Source organism: Bilifractor sp. LCP19S3_H10 (assembly GCF_052119185.1).
Taxonomy (GTDB): domain Bacteria; phylum Bacillota; class Clostridia; order Lachnospirales; family Lachnospiraceae; genus Bilifractor.
Map to the genome: position 1 here is coordinate 31,284 of NZ_JBQKFT010000022.1, position 7,739 is coordinate 39,022.

A 7,739-nucleotide genomic window follows, 5' to 3' on the forward strand; every position below is an offset into this window, starting at 1 on the left:
TTGTTTCAGAACATCAGCAGCTCCTGATACTTTGAATCAGGAATTTATCCGTCGCGGTGGAGTAAGGACGTTGTACATGGCTTTCGGGCCGCCGTCACGGGCCTGTGATTGCCTTGCGGTAAATGACAAGGGAAATGATCGCAGTAATCGCTTCCGTGATCCAAAACGCATTCCAGACGCCAACCGCTCCGAAAAACCTGCTGAGTAAAAACGCAGCCGGGATGATGACCACTACATACCGGCAAAGGGAAATCAGTAAGGAGGGAGTTCCTTTCCCAAGTCCCTCCAATGCGCCGGAAGATGTAACAGAAACCGCAGAGACGATAAACCCGGCCCCGATGATGCGTAAGGCGGTTTCCCCGGCCTGAATCGTCGCTTTTGTGTGGGTAAACAGCCCCATCAACTGTCCGGGGATCAGCAGACATATTACTGTCCCAAACACCATAATGATGCCACTCATGCACAAAACGATCTGATAAATCTGGCTGACCCGTTTGTGCTCCCCCGCGCCGTAGTTATAGCCAATCAGGGGGCGCATCCCCTGCACAATGCCATTCGCTGGCAGATAGATAAAGGTCTGCAATTTGTAATAGATTCCTAAAACCAGAATATACACTTCGGAATATGCCGCCAAAATCGCATTGAGCGCCGAAATCAAAAGAGACGGAAGCGCAAGATTCAGGGTTGCGGGAATGCCGATGGAGTATAGCTTTATTACCATCTTTTTGCTGGGCAGAATGTACTGCCTGCGAATATGCACGCGAATTGGCCGCACAAGATAGACTACAAGGTAAATCGCAAGCGTCAGAGTCTGCCCGATGCCGGTTGCCAGTGCAGCGCCTTCGATTCCCATTTCCGGGAATAGGCCATAGCCAAAAATCAGAACGGGATCTAAGACAATGTTTGTGATGCAACCGCACATCAGGCTTATCATGGTCGTTTTCATGTTTCCTACTGCCTGGAACAATTTCTCAAACACCATGCTGACGGTAACAATGAGTGTAAAGGCGAACGCAACGACAGAATAGCGGACGCCAAGTTCAATGACCGCTTCAGATGAAGTGAACATCCGCAGGAAAACCGGCATGATCGTAATACAGCAGACTGTCATAACAACGCCATGAATCACGGCAAGCACAAGTCCCTGCGTGGCGGCCTGATCCGCTTTTTCATGATCCCCAGCGCCCAAATAAAAGGCGATTACGGCGTTGATTCCAACGCCATATCCAATTCCAACAGCATTGATAAAATTTTGAACCGGGTAAACCAGTGATAACGCCGTCATAGCTTCCTCGCTAATTTGTGCGACGAAAAAGCTGTCGATAATGTTGTAAAGAGAATTAACCAGCATGGATAAAACCATAGGCAGGGTCATGGATAAAATCAGCGGTAATACCGGTTTTTCTTTCATGAAAGTGTCATTCATCATTTTCCTCCTTGGAATACCTTATGAGATATTTTGCGGCGATGCCATGCCATCATCACAAGCGCAACGAGAAAAGTGGCGGTTTCAGCAACCGGAAATGCAAGCCAGATCCCGTTCAGATGGAACAATCTGTCCAGACACCATAAGGCGGGAACAAGGAAAAGCATCTGCCTGCATAATTGGATTGTCATGCTGAAGCCTACTTTTTCTGTGGCCTGAAAATAGGTGGAAATCATGGTGGAAAGGCCGCAAAACAGATAGCTTGCCGCCATTATCCGCATAGCGGATATTCCAAAGGAGCGCATGGCTTCCGACGCCGTAAATAATCCCAAAAGCTGCGCCGGAAAGAGAATGACGGTCAATGTTCCCAGTATCATCATACCGGAGACCAAAGCGGTTCCGTAGCGGAAAGCAGAGTGCAGCCTATCTCTGTTTCCCGCACCGTAGTTAAACCGCATAATAGGAAGACAGCCCTGGATCAGCCCGTTGACCGTCATGACAATCAACTGCTGCACCTTAAAATATGCACCGAAGAAAGCGATTGCCGTATCGGAATAGGCGACCAGAAAAAAGTTTACAAAAGTCACCATAAAAGAACTAAGGGCATTCATAATAAAAGACGGCAGTCCAAGGGTGAAAATACGGCCAATCAGCCATTTTTGCAAATGAAATCCTTTGATCTTTATCTGCACTTTCTGCTTTTTGCCCAGCAGCAAGGCAAATGCCAAAATCATGGATAACAAATAGCCCGCAACAGTAGCCACCGCAGCGCCACGGATTCCCATAGCTGGAAAAACACCAATACCAAAAATTAGGAGTGGGTCAAATACAAAATTAACGACCACTCCTGCAATCTGGAACCACATAGGCGCAACCATGTTCCCAGTAGCCTGTATCATCTTCTGGATTGCGATATGCACCATGTTTGGAATTTGCATGAACGAACATACGCTCAAATAGTCAAGACTCAACTGATAAATTTCTTCGTTATTGGTGAATGCCCCAAAGTAGGGTTTCATAATCAGTAATGACAGAAGATTGAGCAAAGCACCAATTCCAAAGGCCAGTAACAATCCATGTGTGACGGTGGTATTTGCCTCATCCTGCTTTTTCTCCCCAAGATACCCTGCAATCAGTACATTCACGCCGACACCGATCCAGATAGACGACGCATTCATCAGTGTTGTAATTGGGAATGACAGAGAAACAGCCGTTAGTGCATTCTCACTCAACCGCGCTATAAACGCACTGTCTATCAGATTATAGGAATATTGCAGGAACATGGAGATTAGCGGCGGTATCGACATTTGCCAAATGAGCCTTCCAACAGGAGCAACCGCCATTTTATTATTGGTCTGCATACTTTCCCTCCTCTCCACAAATTGTCCGGTGCAAAAAAATTGCGCCAGACAGCGGAACATTAAATCCGAACAATATAGTTTTGTTTGCGTGCTGCGGGCTGACCGGCTTCCTGGGCCGGATAACCCAATGCAATCGCCCCGACGCCACGCAAGGTTTCCGGTAGCTTCCACTCCCGCAGAAGAGCCTTGCCGCTTTCACTGTCAAAAATCTCACGTTCCCGATGTACCCATACGGTTCCCAGGCCAAGGGCATGGGCAGCGAGCATCATATTTTCAAGGACGCAGCTTCCGTCCTCAACAAAGGTGCCTGCGGAGCCATCTGCCAAAACCAGAATCACGACAGGTGCGCCATAATAAGGGTCTGTGTTGCTCCCTATCACTTCTGCGTTTAGTTTTGCAATCTCCCGCCTATATTTGGGGTCTGTAATTGCAATGATGGTTGGAGATTGATGTCCTCCGCCGGTAGGAGCGTAAGTCCCTGCTTCCAGTACAGCGTCCAAAGCCTTGGAAGGGACGGGTTCCGATTTATAAGCCCGTACACTACGGCGCGTCTTGATAAGAGACAAAAAATTTTTTTCCATAAAGATATAGTCCTCCATTCTGCTAATACTTCCGAGATACAGGCAACAAAAAAGCCACACAACTATCACAAGACAGTTGTGTGGCAAAAAGATGATCGAATCCGGAAAAGTCCACTAAATTTTGCGTTCATTATTGTAGCGAACTTTCAGGAAACTGTCAAGCGTCAATCTTCTTGAGTTTTCGCTGCCTTATTCACGAAACTCTAAATCTGTTGTGTTGAATATACACAACTTTCATATCTATTCTTTATTGCAGTTTACGGAAACTCAAGTCAATCGTCGCGTAAGGAAAGATAGAAAATATAGAATTACGTTATGTTGCTCTTTGATTTTGACTTTTATTGAATTCATCACTTGACATTGTGGCAAAGATCTTCTGTCCGTTGATAAACTCGCGGTGCCGGATGGATCCAAGTGTATTCTTCAGCAATACAAGGAAAGCTCTATCAGATGCCATAGAGGGCGACCCAATAGCGATACAGGCTGTCCTTGACCGCTATGCCGGATATATCCGCTACTTCTCTAAGATGAACGGCTATTATAACTCTGATATGGAGGACTACATCAGAACAAAGCTGATTGAAAGCCTGTTTAAGTTCCGGCTTGACCTGAAACAGGCCGAAAGGCCTTCTCATATTGACAAGCAGGGCAATACAGGGTAAACTGCGAACACAGGTGCGAAACTTTAAAATAATTTCAATTTCGGAAGTGACAGTATGAAATATTATGATGTGACTATCGATAAGGAATTGTTCAGCGTCTATCCGGAGATCAGACTTGGGATCTTACGATTCCATGCAAATGTGAAAGCGCCGGATGATCGTTTCTGGGATTATATGAATGCGGAAGTCCTGCCGCAGGTGAGAAGTTGCGTGGAAGGAAAAGAGTGGAGCGAGATTCCGGGCATAAAGGGCAGCCGTTCGGCTTATAAGGCTTTTGGCAGAAACCCGGGCCGCTATAGAGTTTCATCTGAAGCTTTGATTCGCAGAGTTCGTCGTGGGGATGAACTGTACCACATCAATTCTGTCGTCGATGTGAATAACCTGATCTCTGTGAAAAGCGGCCTGTCTGTCGGGTCATATGATCTCGGCCAGATTCATGGTGCGATCAAGCTGCGCAAAGCGGAACATGGCGAAGGTTATACAGGGATCGGCAAGGATTTTCTGGATATGGAGAACATGCTTGTGCTGGCGGATGATGAAGGAATCTTCGGGTCCTCCATGTCTGATTCTACGAGGGCGATGGTCACTGACTCTGCAACGGACATTCTTGTTGTAATCTACTGTTTTGAAAACAACATTGATCTCGACACACTGCTCTGTGATGCAGAAGATGCATTTGAAAGGTTTGCCGGAGCAGAGAATGCAGAACATTGGATTGTATAAAGTCGGATTTGTTGATCAGACATGAAAAACAAAAGAAAGAATAAGCAAAATGGAAAAAGGTATTTGCAAAAGCTCAGGGAATTGCTCCGGGGATAGTAGTCGGGAGAATGCAGTTGGAGGGAATGATCAAGTACAGTATGTTGAATAATTTGAAAGAGAAATATGAAATAGCTGTATAAAGGATATATTTCTCTATCAGCCATTTTTTTTGCTTATAAGAATTGACATATCGCGAAAGATAGATATAATAAACGTATGGATAAGATTGAGATTTTTAAAGCACTATCAAATGAAACACGGCTCAGTATTATTGAGTGGTTGAAGGAACCGGAGAAAAACTTTCCGCCGCAGGGAGGACATTTTGATGATGTGGTGGATCTGAAAGGCGGTGTGTGTGTTGGAAGCATCCGCGACAAAGCCGGGATATCACAGTCAACCGTATCTCATTATCTGGATATGCTGCAAAAAGCAGGCTTGCTTCTTTCCGAAAGGCACGGAAAGTGGACATATTACAGACGGAATGAAGAGACCCTCGCTGCGCTGGCAGATTACTTCGGTCACGAAATTTAAGTTGTGCATAGATTAGACGGGATGAAGATCCCGTTTAATTTAAACCATTACATATCGACAAAGCGAGACATAAGGATATATAGAAACGAGGAGGAATTCGTATGCATTTTTCATGTGGAATCGTCAGACCGCCTTATGAGGCTGGTTCCTGTTTTTTACAAGTAACGTCGGGTTGTTCGCATAATAAGTGCCGCTTTTGCACCTTTTACAAGGAAGCACCTTTTTCCGTATCTCCGGAGAGTGAGATACGGGAGGATCTTCAGGAGATCCGGGATTCCGGATGGAAGGTAAAGCGGATTTTTCTGCAGGGGGCAGATCCGTTCCTGCTGAGCTGCGACAGGCTTAAAAGAATCATGGACCTGATAAAAGAATACCTGCCCTGGGGTGTTTCCGTCGGCGGATATGGCCGGGTGGATAGTGTAAGGAACAAGTCTGTAGGTGAGCTGAAGTCGTTGAAAGAGATGGGATACGACATGATCGTATTCGGAATCGAGTCGGGCGATGATGCTGTTCTCGATAAGATGAACAAGGGCTATCATGCCAGTGATATAGTGGAACAGCTCTCCAAGATGGATGAGGCAGGAATGCATTATTCTGTCATCTTTTTATACGGGCTGGGAGGCCATGATTATGGTATGGGGCATGCCATTAAAACGGCAGAAGTGTTGAATCATCTGTCGCCCGTCAGGGTGTTGGCTTCCGGGCTCTCGATCTTCCCTGACACACCGCTTATGGAGGAAGTAAGAAGAGGTGAGTTCGTAGAGGCTACAGAGACAGAGAAGATACAGGAACTGTATACCTTTGTGAAGACGCTTGATATCCACACTCTGCTGGATGCGACGAATGTCTCCAACATGATGCCGGTATATGGACATCTTCCGGAGGACAAAGAGAAGATACTGGCGATGCTCAAAGAGGGTGCAGACGAACAGGGAGAAGAGCGATTGCGGATGCGAAGAGACAGCATGAGAAGCCTGTGACCAGGATAAAAAACAGAAAGGCGGTATTTAGATGAAAGTATATTATATTTTTGACAGCTATTGTGGATGGTGCTATGGGTTTGAAACAATTCTTAAACCGTTTATTGAAGCACATCCGGAATTGGAAGTAACGGCGTTATCAGGTGGATTATTTATGGACGGTCATTCGCTTTCGGCATTTCCGTATATGAGTGATACGAATAAAAGAATTGCGGATATGTTTGGAGTGGAATTCGGCAAGCCATATCTGAACCTGTTAGAGACGGGAAGTATGGTTCCTGACTCGAATGATGCCGCAATAGGATTTGGAGTTCTCAGGAGCTTCTTACCTAAAGGAGAACATGTTAATCTTGCGTCAAAGATGCATGAAGCATTCTATTTGGATGGCAAATCACTTTCTGACGTGGAGACGATCCGATCAATCGCCAAATCCTATGACCTTCCTGCAGACAAGATCGCAGAGGAGTTCATCCGTATTTCTGAAGAGGGCAAGTACCATCCGGACTTTTATGAGGCAAGAAAAATAGGAGTCACATCCTTCCCGACGCTGTTGCTTGAAATAAATGGGAAGTATTATGACTTAAAAGGAAGTGCGATTACCCTCAATGATTTAGAGGAAAATCTGAATATCATTAAGGAAAAGGGCGGGATCCTCAATGATGGATACAATACGCCCGTTGCCTGTAATATCGACGGTACAGGTTGTTCATAAATTAAATCCTTTCGTCAACCATAGGCTCCTCCCACTACCTTCAGGTGGTGGGAGGAGCCTTATAAATCTTTGGCCATCAACCCTGACTCTCAATATACTTTTGTATAGTCGCTGACGATACTTCTCCAATACTGCAAGCAAAGTATCCGTCTGACCAAAATATCCTTTTCTTCCAATACTGTTGAGACAGAAACGAACCATACTTTTGCCATAGGTAATATGTTGTTTCTTGCTTTACAATCTTAACAATGTCGCAAACCCTATCAGTCGTATCATAACTTATTAAGAAATGTGTGTGGTCTTTGTCTGTTTCCATAGTAATTATTTCGTAGTCCCGAGTATTGGCTATATCAAAAATCTTTTGCTTAACATCGTCAGCAATAGAACCTTTTAATAGTTGCTTACGATATTTAGTTACAAGAACTATATGTACTTTTAGGCTGTATTTTCGTCTGTTATGACGATTATATCTATTTCTCATAGTTTACCTCTGATAGCTATTGGCATTCACTAACTACAACAATATACTATTTTTAGTGAAATATCGACGAAAGGAGTACCTCTATGGAACAGATGACTATAACAGCGAAAGTTCAAGTAGTCGCCATTGATCCAGACAAGGTTTTGCTTGATGAAACTATGTCTGTTTATCGTGATGCCTGTAATTATGTTTCAGACTATGTATTCCAAACTCATGATTTAAAGCAGTTTTCACTTAATAAGG

At 44.8% G+C, this 7,739-nt stretch carries 9 protein-coding genes and 1 pseudogene; 6 read left to right on the top strand and 4 right to left on the bottom strand.

The genetic code is table 11. The features are described 5' to 3' along the window. Nucleotides 1–94: 94 nt before the first annotated feature. The 3 genes from ACTQZS_RS13310 to ACTQZS_RS13320 are packed head-to-tail and all read right to left on the bottom strand — an operon-like array spanning nucleotide 95 to nucleotide 3,386. The gene (locus ACTQZS_RS13310; protein WP_441476247.1) at nucleotides 95–1,426 is read right to left on the bottom strand and encodes an MATE family efflux transporter; all 1,332 of its coding nucleotides are present in this window, start codon (nucleotides 1,424–1,426) and stop codon (nucleotides 95–97) included. Further along, nucleotides 1,426–2,787 carry an MATE family efflux transporter gene (locus tag ACTQZS_RS13315; protein ID WP_441476239.1) on the bottom strand — a complete coding sequence of 454 codons (1,362 nt, stop codon included), beginning with the start codon at nucleotides 2,785–2,787 and terminating at the stop codon, nucleotides 1,426–1,428. The genes ACTQZS_RS13310 and ACTQZS_RS13315 overlap by 1 nt, the downstream gene beginning before the upstream one ends. A 59-nt stretch (nucleotides 2,788–2,846) precedes the next feature. After that, nucleotides 2,847–3,386, bottom strand: a complete 540-nt coding sequence (locus tag ACTQZS_RS13320; protein WP_441476240.1) for a nitroreductase — start codon at nucleotides 3,384–3,386, stop codon at nucleotides 2,847–2,849. A gap of 386 nt (nucleotides 3,387–3,772) precedes the next feature. On the opposite strand from ACTQZS_RS13320, the gene ACTQZS_RS13325 reads away from it, so the two are divergent. The 5 genes from ACTQZS_RS13325 (at nucleotide 3,773) to ACTQZS_RS13345 (ending at nucleotide 7,015) form a co-directional block, all read left to right on the top strand. Continuing rightward, complete coding sequence (locus ACTQZS_RS13325; protein WP_441476241.1) at nucleotides 3,773–4,030, top strand: helix-turn-helix domain-containing protein; 258 nt, start codon at nucleotides 3,773–3,775, stop codon at nucleotides 4,028–4,030. Nucleotides 4,031–4,084: 54 nt separating this feature from the next. Next, entirely contained in the window at nucleotides 4,085–4,753 is a 669-nt protein-coding gene (locus tag ACTQZS_RS13330) for a B3/B4 domain-containing protein (protein ID WP_441476242.1), read from the top strand. A gap of 255 nt (nucleotides 4,754–5,008) precedes the next feature. After that, entirely contained in the window at nucleotides 5,009–5,323 is a 315-nt protein-coding gene (locus tag ACTQZS_RS13335; protein ID WP_044919614.1) for an ArsR/SmtB family transcription factor, read from the top strand. A 101-nt stretch (nucleotides 5,324–5,424) separates the two neighbouring features. Next, nucleotides 5,425–6,303 (top strand): radical SAM protein, encoded by an 879-nt coding sequence (locus ACTQZS_RS13340; RefSeq protein WP_441476243.1) that lies wholly within the window; start codon nucleotides 5,425–5,427, stop codon nucleotides 6,301–6,303. A gap of 31 nt (nucleotides 6,304–6,334) precedes the next feature. Continuing rightward, the gene (locus tag ACTQZS_RS13345) at nucleotides 6,335–7,015 is read left to right on the top strand and encodes a DsbA family protein (protein ID WP_441476244.1); all 681 of its coding nucleotides are present in this window, start codon (nucleotides 6,335–6,337) and stop codon (nucleotides 7,013–7,015) included. A 76-nt stretch (nucleotides 7,016–7,091) separates the two neighbouring features. Here ACTQZS_RS13345 and tnpA read toward each other — a convergent pair whose 3' ends face one another. After that, nucleotides 7,092–7,496 carry an IS200/IS605 family transposase gene (gene tnpA / locus ACTQZS_RS13350; protein ID WP_441476245.1) on the bottom strand — a complete coding sequence of 135 codons (405 nt, stop codon included), beginning with the start codon at nucleotides 7,494–7,496 and terminating at the stop codon, nucleotides 7,092–7,094. Between the two features lie 83 nt (nucleotides 7,497–7,579). Here tnpA and ACTQZS_RS13355 point away from each other — a divergent pair. Next, nucleotides 7,580–7,739 (top strand): annotated as a pseudogene (locus ACTQZS_RS13355) (RNA-guided endonuclease TnpB family protein); the annotation flags it as partial.

What these genes read in the sequence shown, in the direction of transcription:
- ACTQZS_RS13310 (WP_441476247.1), bottom strand. Translation starts at nt 1,426, where the DNA reads ATGAATGACACTTTCATGAAAGAAAAACCGGTATTACCGCTGATTTTA.
- ACTQZS_RS13315 (WP_441476239.1), bottom strand. Translation starts at nt 2,787, where the DNA reads ATGCAGACCAATAATAAAATGGCGGTTGCTCCTGTTGGAAGGCTCATT.
- ACTQZS_RS13320 (WP_441476240.1), bottom strand. Translation starts at nt 3,386, where the DNA reads ATGGAGGACTATATCTTTATGGAAAAAAATTTTTTGTCTCTTATCAAG.
- ACTQZS_RS13325 (WP_441476241.1), top strand. Translation starts at nt 3,773, where the DNA reads ATGGATCCAAGTGTATTCTTCAGCAATACAAGGAAAGCTCTATCAGAT.
- ACTQZS_RS13330 (WP_441476242.1), top strand. Translation starts at nt 4,085, where the DNA reads ATGAAATATTATGATGTGACTATCGATAAGGAATTGTTCAGCGTCTAT.
- ACTQZS_RS13335 (WP_044919614.1), top strand. Translation starts at nt 5,009, where the DNA reads ATGGATAAGATTGAGATTTTTAAAGCACTATCAAATGAAACACGGCTC.
- ACTQZS_RS13340 (WP_441476243.1), top strand. Translation starts at nt 5,425, where the DNA reads ATGCATTTTTCATGTGGAATCGTCAGACCGCCTTATGAGGCTGGTTCC.
- ACTQZS_RS13345 (WP_441476244.1), top strand. Translation starts at nt 6,335, where the DNA reads ATGAAAGTATATTATATTTTTGACAGCTATTGTGGATGGTGCTATGGG.
- tnpA (WP_441476245.1), bottom strand. Translation starts at nt 7,496, where the DNA reads ATGAGAAATAGATATAATCGTCATAACAGACGAAAATACAGCCTAAAA.